This is a genomic window from Hymenobacter fodinae, assembly GCF_004745825.1.
GTDB lineage: Bacteria > Bacteroidota > Bacteroidia > Cytophagales > Hymenobacteraceae > Hymenobacter > Hymenobacter fodinae.
Genome location: NZ_SRLA01000003.1, coordinates 304,769 through 319,263 on the forward strand (window position 1 = coordinate 304,769; position 14,495 = coordinate 319,263).

11 protein-coding genes are annotated in these 14,495 nt (G+C 59.3%); 9 read left to right on the plus strand and 2 right to left on the minus strand.

The window, feature by feature from the left end; all coding sequences use genetic code 11:
- Positions 1-79 precede the first annotated feature (79 nt).
- On the plus strand, positions 80-2,002 hold the full coding sequence (locus EU556_RS15140; RefSeq protein WP_135434990.1) for a gliding motility-associated C-terminal domain-containing protein: 1,923 nt from the start codon (positions 80-82) through the stop codon (positions 2,000-2,002).
- Positions 2,003-2,087: 85 nt separating this feature from the next.
- Here the strand turns inward: EU556_RS15140 and EU556_RS15145 are convergent, their stop codons facing one another.
- On the minus strand, positions 2,088-3,113 hold the full coding sequence (locus EU556_RS15145) for an SDR family NAD(P)-dependent oxidoreductase (protein WP_135434991.1): 1,026 nt from the start codon (positions 3,111-3,113) through the stop codon (positions 2,088-2,090).
- Between the two features lie 233 nt (positions 3,114-3,346).
- On the opposite strand from EU556_RS15145, the gene EU556_RS15150 reads away from it, so the two are divergent.
- Positions 3,347-3,811 carry a hypothetical protein gene (locus tag EU556_RS15150; protein WP_135434992.1) on the plus strand — a complete coding sequence of 155 codons (465 nt, stop codon included), beginning with the start codon at positions 3,347-3,349 and terminating at the stop codon, positions 3,809-3,811.
- 150 nt (positions 3,812-3,961) lie between these two features.
- On the opposite strand, the gene EU556_RS15155 is transcribed toward EU556_RS15150, so the two are convergent.
- Complete coding sequence (locus EU556_RS15155) at positions 3,962-4,726, minus strand: sulfite exporter TauE/SafE family protein (protein WP_210116300.1); 765 nt, start codon at positions 4,724-4,726, stop codon at positions 3,962-3,964.
- A 172-nt stretch (positions 4,727-4,898) separates the two neighbouring features.
- On the opposite strand from EU556_RS15155, the gene EU556_RS15160 reads away from it, so the two are divergent.
- The 7 genes from EU556_RS15160 to EU556_RS15190 all read left to right on the plus strand — a co-directional run bounded on the left by EU556_RS15160 (position 4,899) and on the right by EU556_RS15190 (position 14,368).
- Positions 4,899-6,476 carry an MDR family MFS transporter gene (locus tag EU556_RS15160; RefSeq protein WP_245327704.1) on the plus strand — a complete coding sequence of 526 codons (1,578 nt, stop codon included), beginning with the start codon at positions 4,899-4,901 and terminating at the stop codon, positions 6,474-6,476.
- A gap of 77 nt (positions 6,477-6,553) precedes the next feature.
- Positions 6,554-7,600 carry an LLM class flavin-dependent oxidoreductase gene (locus tag EU556_RS15165; RefSeq protein WP_135434993.1) on the plus strand — a complete coding sequence of 349 codons (1,047 nt, stop codon included), beginning with the start codon at positions 6,554-6,556 and terminating at the stop codon, positions 7,598-7,600.
- 251 nt (positions 7,601-7,851) lie between these two features.
- A complete protein-coding gene (locus tag EU556_RS15170) occupies positions 7,852-10,410 on the plus strand; it encodes a TonB-dependent receptor (RefSeq protein ID WP_245327706.1) in 2,559 nt (852 codons plus the stop codon).
- Between the two features lie 124 nt (positions 10,411-10,534).
- Positions 10,535-11,881: a PepSY-associated TM helix domain-containing protein gene (locus EU556_RS15175; protein ID WP_135434995.1), complete on the plus strand. Its 1,347-nt coding sequence runs from the start codon at positions 10,535-10,537 to the stop codon at positions 11,879-11,881.
- 57 nt (positions 11,882-11,938) lie between these two features.
- Positions 11,939-12,247, plus strand: coding sequence for a DUF3861 domain-containing protein (locus EU556_RS15180; RefSeq protein ID WP_135434996.1), 309 nt, complete (start codon positions 11,939-11,941; stop codon positions 12,245-12,247).
- 330 nt (positions 12,248-12,577) lie between these two features.
- Positions 12,578-13,291, plus strand: a complete 714-nt coding sequence (locus tag EU556_RS15185; RefSeq protein ID WP_167855591.1) for a tetratricopeptide repeat protein — start codon at positions 12,578-12,580, stop codon at positions 13,289-13,291.
- Positions 13,292-13,300: 9 nt separating this feature from the next.
- Positions 13,301-14,368: a bile acid:sodium symporter family protein gene (locus EU556_RS15190; RefSeq protein ID WP_135434998.1), complete on the plus strand. Its 1,068-nt coding sequence runs from the start codon at positions 13,301-13,303 to the stop codon at positions 14,366-14,368.
- The last annotated feature ends 127 nt before the right edge of the window (positions 14,369-14,495 follow it).

Here is a 14,495-nt window from a genome sequence, read left to right on the forward strand (position 1 = left end):
ACATGTGTTTTTCTCGGCCGTCCGACCCCTTTGGGTGTGATGGTGGCCTAGGCAAAACGCGTTCTTCTTTGCTACCTCTATGGGTTTACCTCTACCTGCTTTTTCCTTCCACGCCTGGGTCCGGCTGCTGCTGGGGCTGCTACTGCTGCTGGTCGGGCCGGCAGCTTACGCCACGCATATTGTGGGCGGCGAAATGGAGCTGCAATACCGCCGCGGCAACACGTACACGCTGCGGCTGAACCTGTACTTCGACGCCATCAATGGCAACCCCGGGGCTCTCGACCAGCAGATGACAGCCAGCATTTTCGACAAGGCCAACAATCGCCGGATGCAAAATGTGGTGCTGCCCCTCACCAGCAATACGTTTGTGCAGTACACCAACCCGGCCTGTACGACGCCCACCCTGAGCACGCGCAAGCTCGTTTACGCCCTCGATATTACGCTGGAGCCCGCCATGTATAACAGCACTGCCGGCTACTACGCAGCCGTGGAGCGCTGCTGCCGCAACAATGGCATCAGCAACATTGTGAATCCCCAGAATGCGGCCCAAACGTTCTACCTGGAGTTTCCGGCGGTAGTGCGCAACGGCCGGCCGTTTATTGACTCTACCCCGCGCATTTTTCCGCCCCTGGGCGACTATGCTTGCCGGGGCGAAATGTTTTACTACGATTTTGGGGGCCAAGACACGGATGGCGACTCTTTGGTGTATGACATGGTGACCCCACTCAACGGGTATTCCAACACCGTAGACCCCTCCCCGCTGCAGGCCCAGCCCTCCCCCTACTCGGGTATTACCTGGGGCGCGGGGCGCAGCACTGCCAACCAAATTCCGGGCAACCCCACCCTGGGCATCGACTCCCGCACGGGGCGCCTGACGGTGCGCCCTTCGCAGCTAGGCCTGTTTGTGTTTGGGGTGCGCTGCACTGAGTATCGCCAGAAAGTAAAGATTGGTGAAACGCGCCGCGACTTCCAGCTCTACGTACTGAACTGCCCCCAGAATACGCCGCCTAGCCTGCAAGTGTACAATGGCACCGGCAAGCTCCCGGCCTACGTACCCGGCCGCGACACCCTGCACCTAGTACCCGGCGGCAACCGCTGCCTGCGCATCCGCTTCACCGATCCGGACCCCATATCCCGGCTTACTCTTACCACCCGGCCCGTCAACTTTAGTGGCCTAGCGCCCTCCTTCACGAGCATTACCACGGGCATGGTACGCACCGCCGGAGCCCCCGATACGCTCACGGCCACGCTTTGCTTCCCAGAGTGCCAAGACACAAAGGGGCAGGTGTATTTGCTGGATGTAATTGTGGCCGACAATGGCTGCAGTCTACCCAAACTTGATACCGTACGGGTAGCCTTTACAGCCCTGCCTCCGCCCAATACCCCACCTGTGCTCACCAGCACTTTCCCGACGGAGGTAACGGGGTCGGCCCCGGTAATTGTGCGCATCCCTGTGGGAGGTACGTACACCGCCACGCTAGCCGGCACCGATACCGACCGTGACCCACTGGCGCTTTCGGCCGTAGGCCAGGGCTTCGATTTGGCGGCGGCGGGCATGCAGTTTACGGCGCAGAATGGCACGGGCCGGGCCGATGGCACCTTTACCTGGCAGGCCTCGTGCGAGGCGGCCGCCGTGCAGGAAAACCTCATGGTTCAGTTCCGGCTGCAGGAAACCACCAAGTGCACCCCATCTCCCGTAGTCCGGACGGTGCAGTTTGTGGTGCTGCCCCCCGTTGATACCGTGCGCTTTCTGCCGCCCAACATAATTACGCCCAACGGCGACGGCAAGAACGATGCGTTTGAGCTGCCCACGCTGCCGCCGGACTACTGCGACGGACGGTTTGCGGGCATCAAAATCTACTCGCGCTGGGGCAATGAGGTGTTCCACTCCCCCGAGCGCACGTTCCGCTGGAACGGCGCCGGCAGCACGGGCATGTACTACTACCTCATCACCTTCACCAACGGCCGCCGCTACAAAGGCTGGGTTCAGGTGCTACCGTAGCCCAGAGGGCGGTTCTAGGGGTTGCTTGCTGCCAGAAGTACATCTGGTGGCCTAGACCCGCCGTCAGCCAGCAACCCCCAACTATTTACAGCTCATTGTTCTTCTTCTCGGCTTTGCGGGTAAGGGCGGTGAGCCAGGAGCGCGATACCGGAGACTCGCTCTCGTGGCCGAAACGGCGCTGGTCGCCCGAGGCGTCGGTGGGGCCGGGCAAGGTGCGGTTTACCCAGCTTAGCACGTCGGCGGTGGTGCCGGGGAAGAGCCCATGGAATCCCGACAGCAGCTTGGCGGGCAGGCTCAGAATAACCTCTGCCTCGCCGCGGCGGCAGGCATTCCAGATCTGGCGGCCCGCCGACTCAGCATCCATCGACAAGCCCGGTAGCGAGTCGGCAATGATGAAGGAGGCGTATTCTTTCTTGTGCTGCCCTTTCACAATGGCGTTGCGGGCACTGCCCGTCCGCATGAGGCCGGGGCACACGGTGGTTACCAACACCCCATGCTGCCGCAGCTCGGCCCGGTATGCTTCGGATAGGCCTACGAGGGCAAACTTACTGGCGCAATACGGGGCCAGGTGCGGCACGGCCACCTTGCCGCCCACCGAGGAAATGTTGACAATGCGCCCTTCACCGCGCCGGCGCATCTCGGGCAATACGGCCTGCATGGCATGCAGTGGCGCCCAGAAGTGCGTATCCATTGAGTCTTCGTAGTCACGAAGCTCAATATGGTCGAGGGGGCCGGCCGTGATGATGCCCGCGTTGTTTATGAGCACATCAATAGCCCCAAGCTGCTGTTGCACTTCGGCCACGAGGCTACGCACCTCGTCGGCATCGGTGAGGTTGCGCACCAGAGCCAGCACGGGCGTTCCGGCTTCAGAAAGCTCCTGGCGGGCTCGTTCCAGCTCTTCGGCGTCGCGGGCACAGATGGCTACTTTTGCGCCTTCCGCCACGGCTTGCCTCGCTAGTATCAGCCCCAGCCCCCGCGAGCCACCCGTTATAAGTACCACGCGCCCGGCCAGGTCGTAGTTGCCGCGGCGGTTGGAGTACAGAGTAGCGGCTAGCAGGGCGCCAACGCCGGCCGCAGTGGCCAGCAGAGTGTTTCGGGTTTGGGGCTTCATATAAAGGAGCAGAAAAGCGCGAGAGGAAAAAACAGTACTTCATGTAAGGGAAGAAGGCCCGAAAGGTTACACCCTCCTGCCTGCGGGCTGGGCCAGCGGCAGAATAAACTAATGGTTCGGGCACGTTCTGCCCCTAGTATTGCGTTTCTGGCATCATCTTTACAGGCGCATTCTCCGACGCCTGGCCTGCCTAGGCCACTCCGCAGGCCTTCTTGCTCTTGATTTCCCTTTGTATGAAACGCTCCGTTTTAGCTTCCCTTCTTTTTCTGGCGGCCCCTGCCACGCTACTAGCCCAAACCAGCAAAACCCCGGCGCGCCCGGCACCAACGCGGCCAGCTCAAACCACCGCTTCTGCCGCTCCTAACCCAGAGCAGGTAACGGCCCGCGCCGAAGCCCTCACGGCCAACATGCAGAAAGCCCTGGCGCTGAACCCAGCGCAGCTGGAGAAGGTGCGTAACATCAACTTGATTAGTGTGCGCGGGGTAGAAACCGCCCGCCTCAACTACCGCCAGAATGTGCGCAAGATGTCCTCTGTTATCGATGACATTGGCCAGTCGCGCCTGGCAATGCTGAAGGATGTGCTTACACCCGCCCAGTTTGATAAATACCAGCGCAAGCGCGAAGAGAAAATGGGCGTGCAAAGCTCTCCGGCGGCTCAGGGCAATGCCGTACCTGGCCTACCCGCTGGCCAGGAGTAACCAACAGGCAAAGTCCGGCCGCATCCACTGCGCGCAACCTTGCAATACTAGCCTCTAATCAATCAGCCCCTGATGCCAACGTGGTATCAGAGGCTGTTTTTGTATTGAGGTAACTCACGTAATCAGTCCATGACCCAAGGGCATAGCCTCTTACCCAAACACCTGCAGGCCTAGCTTCACGATAAAGGCACTGACCACCACCAAGAACAGAACCCGCACGAAACCGGTGCCGTGGCGTACGGCCAGGTAAGCCCCCAAGGTGGAGCCGGCAATGTTGCTGATAGCCATTGGAATGGCAATGTGCCACAGAATTTGGCCAGTGTAAGCGAAGTAAGCCAGGGCCGCTAGGTTGGTGGCAATGTTCACCAGCTTAGCAGCGGCCGATGAGGAAATGAAGTCGTAGCCAAACAGGCCTACGAACGCGAACAGCAGGAAACTACCGGTGCCAGGGCCAAAGAATCCATCGTAAAATCCGATGACCAGACCCACCAGTGCCCCGTATAGCGGCTCCCGCTGCTCAGAAAGCCGTGGGGCATGAATAGAGCCGAAGTCTTTGCGCCAAAAGGTGTAGATAGCAATGCACACCAACAGGCCTAGCACCAGCGGCGGCAGCAGTTCCTGGGGTAGGTGCGACACCACGCGCGCCCCTAAAAACGAGAACACCCCGGCCACCCCGGCCGCCACCCCCACGGCCCGCCACCGAATGGGCACCCGCCCCGCGTAATGACGAAAGGCGGCCGCTGTCCCCGCCAGCGAAGAAACTTTGCCCGTGCCAAACACCGTGGGCACCGGCACACCCTTCAGCAAAATCAGCATGGCCGGCAGCTGAATAAGGCCACCACCGCCCACAATAGAGTCAATAAAACCAGCCAGAAAGGCGAATAAACAGAGGAGGGCGAGCGTCAGGGTAATCACGCGGCGAAGGTAGCGCGCCGCTGGCGTGAAGCCTTGGCTGACTCGTGAAAATTCTGGTGGGCTCAAGCGGCATGGCAGGGCAAGATTGCAGGCCCTGCGCCTGGCCTAGCCGCAGCCCAACAGCATCTCCAGGGGGACTAGCGCCGTACTCATTGGTTACACCCGCGCCGCAATGACTGAAAACCTCACCCACCGCCAGAAGATGCTCACGTTTGCGGGCATTCTGCTGGCCATGTTTCTGGGCTCCCTCGACCAAACCATCGTTTCCACAGCCCTGCCCCGCATAGTAGCCGATCTGCATGGTCTTGACCGCTTCACCTGGGTGGCTACGGCTTACCTGGTGGCCAGCACCACGCTAGTGCCTATCTATGGAAAACTGGCCGACACGTATTCCAGGCGCAAAATTGAGGTGGCCGCCGTGAGCATTTTCCTGCTGGGCTCCATGCTCTGCGGCCTGGCCGGGGAGTTTGGGGACCTGCCACTACTGGGCGACGGCATGAACCAGCTGGTAGTATTTCGGGCCATTCAGGGCTTTGGGGGCGCGGGGCTGTTTGCTATGGCGTTCATCATCATTGCCGACCTGTTTCCGCCCGCCGAGCGGGGACGGTACCAGGGATTTACGGGGGCCGTGTTTGGCACCTCCTCGGTGCTGGGCCCATTGCTGGGCGGCTTCCTGACCGACCAAGGCAGCAACTGGATTCCGGGCGTGGCGGGCTGGCGGCTGGTCTTCTACGTGAACTTACCCCTAGGCCTGGTGGCCCTGTGGTTTATTCTGACGCAGATGCCGGCCCTGATACCCCGCACCGACGCCAAGCCCCTGGACTACTTTTCGGCCCTGCTGCTGATGACTGGCCTAGGCCCCTTGGTGGTGGCGCTGCAGCTCAACAAAACCGAGTACCCTTGGACCTCCCCTTTCACGCTCACGCTGCTGGGCGTCGCGGCCGCATCGATGGTGCTGTTTGTGGTGCGCAGCCTCCGCCACGACAACCCCATTCTGGATTTTGGCTTGTTCCGCAACCACGTGTTCCGGACTGCCAATGGAGCGCTCTTTCTGCTGGGCGGGGCCTTTCTGGGCATCATCATTTTCGAGCCCTTGTTTATGGTGAATGTGCTGGGCGTAAGTGCCACCAAAGCCGGTGTAAGCCTAATTCCGCTGTCGATGGGAGTGGTGCTGGGCTCGTTGCTGGCCGGGCAAATGGTGTCGCGGTTTGGGCATTATAAACGCTGGATGCTGGGAGGCCTAGTGGTGCTGCTTGGGGGGCTCTCACTGCTGGCTACCATGCCAGCCACTGTGGGCTACTGGCAGGTACTGGCCTACCTGCTGCTGTGCGGCATCGGCCTGGGCCCTACTATGCCGTTGTATACGCTGGCCATCCAGAACGCCATTGAGCCCCACCTGATGGGCCAGGCCACTTCCGCTAGTCAGTTTTTTCGGCAGATTGGAGGTGCCATCACAGCTTCAGTGCTAGGCGCTATTCTCACTTTCACGCTGGCTCACAGTTTGCCAGCCAGCGCCGCCGGTGCCTCACCACCACCCACCACGGCAGTATCAGAAGGGCCAGCGCTGCCCGCTACGGCCAACGAGCCCGCTTCGCCGGCCATGCGTACGGCCTTTACCAGCGCTATCTCGCGGGTATACATGTTCAACATTTTCCTGGTGCTGGGGGGGCTGTGCATGACGCTGTTTGTGCCCGAGCTGCCCCTGCGAAAAAGCAACGCCCCCGACGAACCCATCCCCGTTACCGACTAGCCTGGCATCTGCCCAGCCCGTAGCCGCCAAACTTCCCAGGCCTAGTGGCGGTTATTTCTCCCTACTCTCCCCTTGCTATGGACACTACTTCACCTATTCGCCTGAGTGTGCTCGATCAGTCGCCGGTACCGCTGGGTCGCACCCCGCGGGAGGCCCTGCAGCACACGCTGGACTTGGCCCGACTCACCGACCGCCTGGGTTACTCGCGGTTTTGGGTTTCGGAACACCACAATGCTACCTCGCTGGCCGGCTCGGCCCCGGAAGTGCTGCTGGCCCGCCTCGGTGCCGAAACCAGCCGCATCCGCATTGGCTCGGGCGGGGTAATGCTGCCCCATTATTCGGCCCTGAAAGTAGCCGAGAACTTCCGGCTCCTGGAGGCCCTCTACCCCGGCCGCGTAGACTTAGGAATTGGCCGGGCCCCTGGCACCGACCGCATCACGGCCCACGCCCTCAACCCCAACAATACCTTCAGCGACGAAGATTTTGGCGAGCAGCTCATGAGCCTGCGTGCCTACTTGCGCGACGAGGAAGTGCCTGATACTATTCACGAGAAAGTGAAGGCCGCCCCCTTTATTTCTACGGTTCCGGAGCTGTGGCTACTCAGCTCCAGCGGGCAGAGCGGATTATTTGCCGCCCACATTGGTGCCGCCTTTTCCTTTGCGCACTTCATTAACCCCGTGGGCGGACCTAAAATGGTGCAGCTGTACCGGGAGCGGTTTCAACCGTCGCCGGAGCTGGCGCAGCCGCTGGCCAACGTGGCGGTGTTCGTGCTCTGCGCCGATACCGAGGCCAAAGCTCAGGAGCTGGCCGATACGCTGGCTCTGCAGATGTTGAAGCTGGAACTCGGCGACCGGACGCCGGTAGGCCCCTACTCCACCGTGCAGGCATACTCACTAGCTCCTGAGCAGCGTCACCGCCTGGCTCATCACCATCGGCGTATTGTAAGCGGCACTCCGGCTCAGGTAAAGGAAGAGCTGACACAGCTGGCCGCCCACTATCAAGTAGATGAGGTGGTAGCAGTGACTATTGCCTACGAATACGAAGACCGCCTGCGCTCGTATGAGTTGCTAGCAGAGGCATTTGCCTTGGAGACAACCCCAGCTACTGCTTCCATAACTTACTAGACAGAAACAATAGTATGATAGCCCCACTGGCCCTTTCCACAGGGCTAGCGGGGCTTTTTTGTGACTGACAGACTGATTATATTCTTTATAAGCATCTCATAAACACCACTCTTATCATTTATATAGACTTTTTCTAAACTTCTATTTTGAATCTATCTAAATAGATGCGTGCTTTGCATTGTTTTTAATCGTTCTAAACAAGCCACGCTGTTCAGATGCCCCGACCTCTCCCCCTCCTGCTACTTCTTTCTATGCCCCTCGCTGGTTTTGCTACGTCTCCAGCCACCACTTCTGACGACGCTTCTTCGCTGCTCCTGAAGCATGGCGATGCAGACGATACAGCACAGCGGGGCCGCGTAGTTGGTCGGGTAACAAATGCAGCAGGCGAGCCGGTAGAAGGTGTAACTATTGCGCTGAAAGGCACTACCTACGGAGCCACCACGGGCACTGATGGCAGCTTCCGGCTTTCTGTGCCGGCGGGCAGCTACCAACTGGTAGTTAGCAGCATGGGCTACGCCTCCCAGGAAATTGCCGTAACGGTAACGGCTGGCGAAACGCTGACCCTGGCCCCCTTCGCGCTGGCGCAAAGCTCCCAGCAGCTCAACGAGGTAACCGTAACCGGCAACAAGAGCCTGAACGAACGGATTACCGGCGTCAGCAAAATGGCCATTGCCCCGCTTGATTTACCCCAGAGCGTGGTAACCATTAAGCAGGAGACTCTGGAGCAGCAGCAGGTGCTGCGCCTCAGCGACGCTATTGTAAACGTGAGTGGCATTTACGTTACCAGCACCACTGGCGGCACGCAGGAAGAGCTGGGCAGTCGCGGCTTCGCGTATGGCAGCAACAACACCTTCAAAAACGGGGTGCGCTTCAACAATGGCATCATGCCCGAAGCCAGCTCCCTGGAAAGCCTGGAAGTGCTGAAAGGCAGCGCGGCCATTCTCTACGGTAACGTAGCAGCCGGCGGCGTACTTAACTTGGTTACCAAGAAGCCCCGTTTTGAGCAAGGTGGCTCGCTGGGCCTCCGCGTGGGCAGCTTCGGCTTCTGGAAACCGATGGTGGACGTGTACGGCGCCGTAGGTAAGAGCGACAAGGTGGCCTACCGCATTAATGGCACCTACGAGCAGGGCAACAGCTACCGCGACAATGTAAAATCGGACCGCTTTTATGTGAATCCCTCGTTGCTGTTCAAGCTGACGCCAAAAACTACGTTGGTACTAGAGGGCGACTATCTGCGCGACAACCGCACGCCCGACTTTGGCATCGGGGCCATCAACTACGAGATACAGGAGTCGCGCAGCCGCTTCCTGAACGTGGCTGGTGCCAACAACGCTACCACCCAAACCAGCGCTACGGCTACTATCGCCAGCCAGCTGAATAATACCTGGCAAGTGCGCGGTGTAGCCGGCTTCCAGCGCTACGATAACGAGCTGCGCAGCGCCTCCCGCCCCACTACGGTGGTGGGCACCGCCGGCCCCAACTACGGCAACCTGACGCGTGGCCTGCAACGCACTCAAACGGCGGAGAACTACTACTTGGCCCAGCTCGATCTGACGGGCAACTTCCGCACTGGTTTCCTAGGCCACACCTTGCTGGTTGGCGCCGATGCTGACCAGTACGAAACCAACACCCTGGCCTACACCAACCCTGCCTCAACCACCCGGGCCAATACGGCGGTGTCTACCTACGACATCATCAACCTGCTGGACCCCACTAAGACCGTTACCCAGCCCGCCGAGCGGCTTTCGGGCTTTGATGATCTGGTGCGCAACACGCTCACGCAGGGCAACACCCGCCGCGCCGGCTTCTACGTGCAAGACTTGCTAAGCGTAAGTGAGAAGGTGAAAGTGCTGGCTGGCTTGCGCTGGAGCTACCAGGAGACCCCTAGCGACGTGTACTATTACAACAGCGTTGCGAACATTGCCAACAAAACGGCCGGTACTTACGTGGAAAACCGCCGTTACGACAATGCCCTCTCGCCGCGCCTAGGCCTAGTGTATCAGCCAGTTAAAACCACCTCACTGTTCGCCTCTTACTCCAACTCCTTCCAGCCCAACACCGGCCAAGATGCCAGCGGCAAGTCGCTGGCGCCATCTACCTTCAACCAGTACGAAGCGGGCATCAAAAACGACCTGTTCAACGGAGCTTTGTCGGCTAACGTAACGGCCTACCGCATTGTAAACAGCAACTTGGCGCAAACCTACCTGGGCCCAGTGCTGGGCGCCGACGGGCAGCCGGTAACGGGCTCAAACGGGCAAGTGGTTACCAACTTGAACACCAACGTGAAGGAGCTGGCTGGTGAGGTGACCAGCAAAGGCGTGGAGGTAGACATTCAGACCAAGCCTATGATGGGCGTTTCGCTGATTGCCGGCTACAGCTACAACCACACTGCTTACACCAAGAGCAACATTTACGAGAATGGCAGCCGCCTGCGCTACAACCCCGCGCACACCGCTAACCTGAGCTTGTTCTACAACTTCGGCAGCGCTTTCGGCGAAAGTGCCTTCCTGCGTGGCTTTACGGCGGGCGTGACGGGCTACTACGTGGGTGATAAGCTGGCGGGCCGCAACCCCCGCCTCTACGACCCCACCAAAGGCCCCGGCCAGCCTTTCACGGATTCGTTCAAGCTCATCAGCATCCCGAACTACACCCTGTTTGACGCCTCCTTGGGCTACAGCTACGAGCGGGTTTCGGTGCGCGTGAAGCTGTCAAATATTCTTAACGAGCTGAGCTACAACCTCCACGACGATAACAGCGTGAACCCCATTGCGCCGCGCACATTCTCCGCTACGCTTGGCTACAAGCTGTAAGTACCCTTTGAGTGAGGGGTGATTCCGTGAGTGAAAACCCGGAAAGTACCAGCTGCAACTGGCGCTTTCCGGGTTTCTGGCGAACTTGCCTTAGTGCTTTTGCTACTTGTACTTTCTACACCATATGAAGATCTTTTTTCGTAACATTCACCTCTACCTGAGCCTGGTTTCGGGGCTTATCATCGCCGTGGTGTGCCTCACAGGCAGCGTACTGGTTTTTGAAAAAGAGCTGGAGCAGGCCTGGCATTCTGAGCGGTACTTCGTCGAGCCCGCCAAGTCGCCCCGCATGCCGTTGCAGCTGCTGGCAGGCTCAGTACAGGCCTACAAGCCGGGGGCTAAAATCTCGGGGGTAAAGGTGTACGCCGACCCCGCCCGCACCGTGGAGTTTAGCTTGGCCGGTGGCCCTGGCGGTGAGAAAGGTGGTAAGGCTGAGGGCAGCCGCGGCGGCAAAGAGGCCGAGGCACGTGCAGCCGGTGCAGCCGAAGGCCATGGCCCCCGCGAAGGGGCCGGCCGCCGGGAAGGCGGAGCCGAGGGCAAAGGTGAGAAAGGTGGCAAGGGAGGTAAAGGGGGTGAAGGCGGCCCCGGTGGCCCCAAGGTTTTTGTAAACCCCTACACTGGCGCCGTAACCGGCGAGCTGAACTACCGCGAAACGTTCTTCTTCACCATGATGGCCCTGCACCGCGGCATGGTAGGTGGCCCCATCGGCAAGCTCATCGTAGGCGTGAGCACCGTCATGTTCCTGTTCATTATTGCTACGGGTATTGTGCTGTGGTGGCCCGCTACGCGCAAGGCACTGCAGCAGCGCCTAAAGGTGAAGTGGAGCGGCGGCTGGAAGCGCGTGAATCACGATATGCACATTGTGCTGGGCTTCTACTCGGCTTTGTTTCTGTTCGTGTTTGCTTTTACTGGCCTAGCCTGGTCGTTTGAGTGGTTCAACAAGGGCATTTACGCCGTTACCAACTCGCCCATGCAGCGCCCCGAGCCGCCCGTATCCTCGGTGCCTACCGCCACTGAGGCAGTAAGCCAACAGCCCGTGCTAGGCCCGGCAGTAGCGCCGGGGGCGCCGCTTACGCCTGAGGCCGCCTTGCAGCTGGCCGTGCGCCAAGTGCCTGGAGCCGAGTCTTACGCGCTGCAGCTGCCTAAGGACCCCACGGGCAGCATTCGGGTAGCAACCTTGCGCCGCGGTGCCAGCTACGAGAATGCCACCGATGAACTGTACCTCGACCAGTACTCAGGCCAGGTGTTGAGCCAGCAGACCTACGAGCAGCGCAGCCTGGGCCAGCGGGTGCGAGGTATGTTCAAGCCGGTACACACGGGTGCCGTGTTCGGTTGGCCGTCCAAAATCATTGCCTTTGTGGTGTGTCTGCTGGGCTTCACCTTCCCCATCACGGGCACCATTTTGTGGCTGAACCGCCTGCGCAAAGCCAACAAGAAGCAGCGTAAGCAGGAAGCTGCCGTGGCGGCCTTGTAAATCGCCTACGGTGGCCTAGGCCACTGCTCAGGCATCTACCTACTAATTCCTTTTGCCATGAGCAAGCGTCAGCACGAATATCGCCTTACCCTGGAGCACCAGGCAGCCAGCAACCCCGAGCAGCCCCTTCACGAGCCCCTTGTGCTAGACTTCACCAACCACGATGACTTGTTTGCCATTGTGCAACGGGTACAAAACGCCAACTTCCTCTCCCCCAGCCAAGCCGCCGAAATGGCGCTGGGCGTGAAGCTGCTGGGCAATGTGCTACTGAGCAACCGGGAGCATCCGTTGTTCACGGAGTTGAGCCAGGCCTTTGGTGAGTTTGTGCAAAAACTAAAATCCCACGCTCAGCCCAAGGCCGAGTAAACCCTTTGTTGCTCAGCATCAAAAATGCGCTCTTCTTCGGAGGAGCGCATTTTTTGTGTGCAGTAGTGAGGTTGTGCCTTTGGTAGTAGCATTGCCTATTCAGGTACAACTACCATATTGCCGCGCTTATAATCTTCTGTGCATGTATTGCTCTTCCGTGGTATGAAAAAACTAGTAGCTCCCCTCCTGTGCCTAGTGCTGTCCAGTCCTGCTTTCGCTCAAAAGGCATCCTTAGCCCAACGAACAGCCGACAAAGCATGTGCGTGCGTCAAACGTTCTGAAATAGCAGACTCTACCCTGGCGCGGGCAAACCGCTGCGTGCCAGGGGCAATGGCAGACGCCCTACAGGAAGGTGACAAGGCAGAAGCCAAGGCCCTTGATACGGTGGAAGGCATCAAAGGCACAATAAGCCAGGCCCAAGAGCTGCTGGTCAGCAATTGCCCAGCCGTGCGAGATGCCCTGATTCAGCAGAAAACAGCTAAGTTCTACGCCACCTCCACCGTGCCGGCAGCTCGCAAGGCCTATCTTAAAGGCGAGCAGCTGCTGATAAAAAAGCAGTACACCGAGGCCCTGCCACTGTTTTTGCAAGCCGCCAAGCAAGACCCGCAGTTTGTGAAAGCCCTCGACGATGCCGCCGTGTGCTACCGCCAAACGCAAGACCTGGCCCAGGCAGCCACCTACTATGAAAAGTCGATGGCCATTTTTCCTGAGGGCGACCTAGCCCTGCTCAATATGGCGGTGGTGAAGTCCCTACAAGAGAAAACTGACGAAGCGCGGACGTACTACGATAAGCTCCGCTATTTCCATCCCTATAACCCCGAAGGGTACTTTGGAGCGGGCAAGCTCGCGGTGCTGCGCGGCGACTTTCCCGTGGCTATGCAAAACCTATTTACCGCGCATCGGCTATATGTAGAAGAGAAATCACCTTATCTCTCCGATAGCAACCGAATGTTAAGCCTGCTGTATGGGGAGATGAAGAAAAAGAATCAGCTCGATTTGTTTCGTAGTACAGCGAAAGAATACAACCTGCAAATCGACGAATAACCCACATCTATGCCCCAGCCTCTCCAGACGCCAGTAGCTCCTTCGCCCCCACCATCTTCCCCATCTGGCAACCGCTTCGTGAACCTGCTCCGGCGGGCGGGCCTGCTCGATTGGTTTCTGCTGGGTCTGGCCGGGGCGGTGCTGATGGCTTACCTGGTTCCGGAGGTGGGTAGCAAGGCAAGCCCCATCCCCTGGAAGGTAATTACCACGGCGGGCGTAGCCCTGATTTTCTTCTTCTATGGCCTGCGCCTGAGCCTGGAGAAGCTCACGGCAGGCCTACGCAACTGGCGCCTGCATGTGGTAGTGCAGCTAACCACTTTCGTGGTGTTTCCGGTGCTGGCCTTGGCGCTACGCCCGTTGTTTGTAGGCAAGGCCGCCGAGATGTGGCCTAGTATCTTCTTCCTGTGCACGCTGCCCAGCACGGTTTCTACCTCGGTGGTAATGGTGAGCATTGCCCGTGGCAACTTGCCGGCGGCCATTTTCAACGCCAGTATCTCCAGCCTGCTGGGCATCGTGCTCACCCCGCTCTGGACCAGCTTGTTCCTTGATACGGCCGCTGACGGCGGCAACCTCTGGCACCTGGGCCTCGATCTGCTCTGGCAGGTGGTGTTGCCGGTGGTAGCGGGCGTGTTGCTTAACCGTCGCTTTGGGGCGTTTGCGGAGCAGCACAAGGGCAGCCTCCGCATTTCCGACCAAGTGGTGATTCTGCTGATTGTATTCACGGCCTTCTGCGAGTCCTTTGCCGAGGGCATTTTCCGCAGCTACCAACCCCTGGATATTGCGCTGCTCAGCCTGGGTATGGTGGCGCTGTACTTCCTGATTTTTGGCGTGGTATGGATCCTGAGCCGCGTGCTGGGCTTCTCCCGCGCCGACCGTACGGTGGCCTTGTTCTGCGGCTCTAAGAAGTCATTGGTGCACGGCAGCGTAATGGCCAGCCTGCTATTTCCGGGCATGGCTGCCACGGGGCTGCTACTGCTGCCGCTTATGCTGTATCACGCTCTGCAAATCATTCTGGCCAGCATGATGGCCCAGCACATGGGCCGGCAAGCCGAGGCTCAGGAAGCTGCTGCGGCGTAGCTCAAACTAGGCTCCCTAAGCAGCCCGGTCAGCTACGTACTAAACTGGCCTAGCGCAGCTGAGAAAACTCTGTTGCGAGTAAACTCAAGATGTGATTGTGCCCAACAAAAACGCCCCGCTACGTAGC

Bases quoted from the DNA above. Each gene is read 5' to 3' on its own strand.
- EU556_RS15185 (WP_167855591.1), top strand. From the start codon at position 12,578: ATGGCAGACGCCCTACAGGAAGGTGACAAGGCAGAAGCCAAGGCCCTT.
- EU556_RS15180 (WP_135434996.1), top strand. From the start codon at position 11,939: ATGAGCAAGCGTCAGCACGAATATCGCCTTACCCTGGAGCACCAGGCA.
- EU556_RS15170 (WP_245327706.1), top strand. From the start codon at position 7,852: ATGCCCCTCGCTGGTTTTGCTACGTCTCCAGCCACCACTTCTGACGAC.
- EU556_RS15145 (WP_135434991.1), bottom strand. From the start codon at position 3,113: ATGAAGCCCCAAACCCGAAACACTCTGCTGGCCACTGCGGCCGGCGTT.
- EU556_RS15175 (WP_135434995.1), top strand. From the start codon at position 10,535: ATGAAGATCTTTTTTCGTAACATTCACCTCTACCTGAGCCTGGTTTCG.
- EU556_RS15140 (WP_135434990.1), top strand. From the start codon at position 80: ATGGGTTTACCTCTACCTGCTTTTTCCTTCCACGCCTGGGTCCGGCTG.
- EU556_RS15150 (WP_135434992.1), top strand. From the start codon at position 3,347: ATGAAACGCTCCGTTTTAGCTTCCCTTCTTTTTCTGGCGGCCCCTGCC.
- EU556_RS15160 (WP_245327704.1), top strand. From the start codon at position 4,899: ATGACTGAAAACCTCACCCACCGCCAGAAGATGCTCACGTTTGCGGGC.
- EU556_RS15165 (WP_135434993.1), top strand. From the start codon at position 6,554: ATGGACACTACTTCACCTATTCGCCTGAGTGTGCTCGATCAGTCGCCG.
- EU556_RS15190 (WP_135434998.1), top strand. From the start codon at position 13,301: ATGCCCCAGCCTCTCCAGACGCCAGTAGCTCCTTCGCCCCCACCATCT.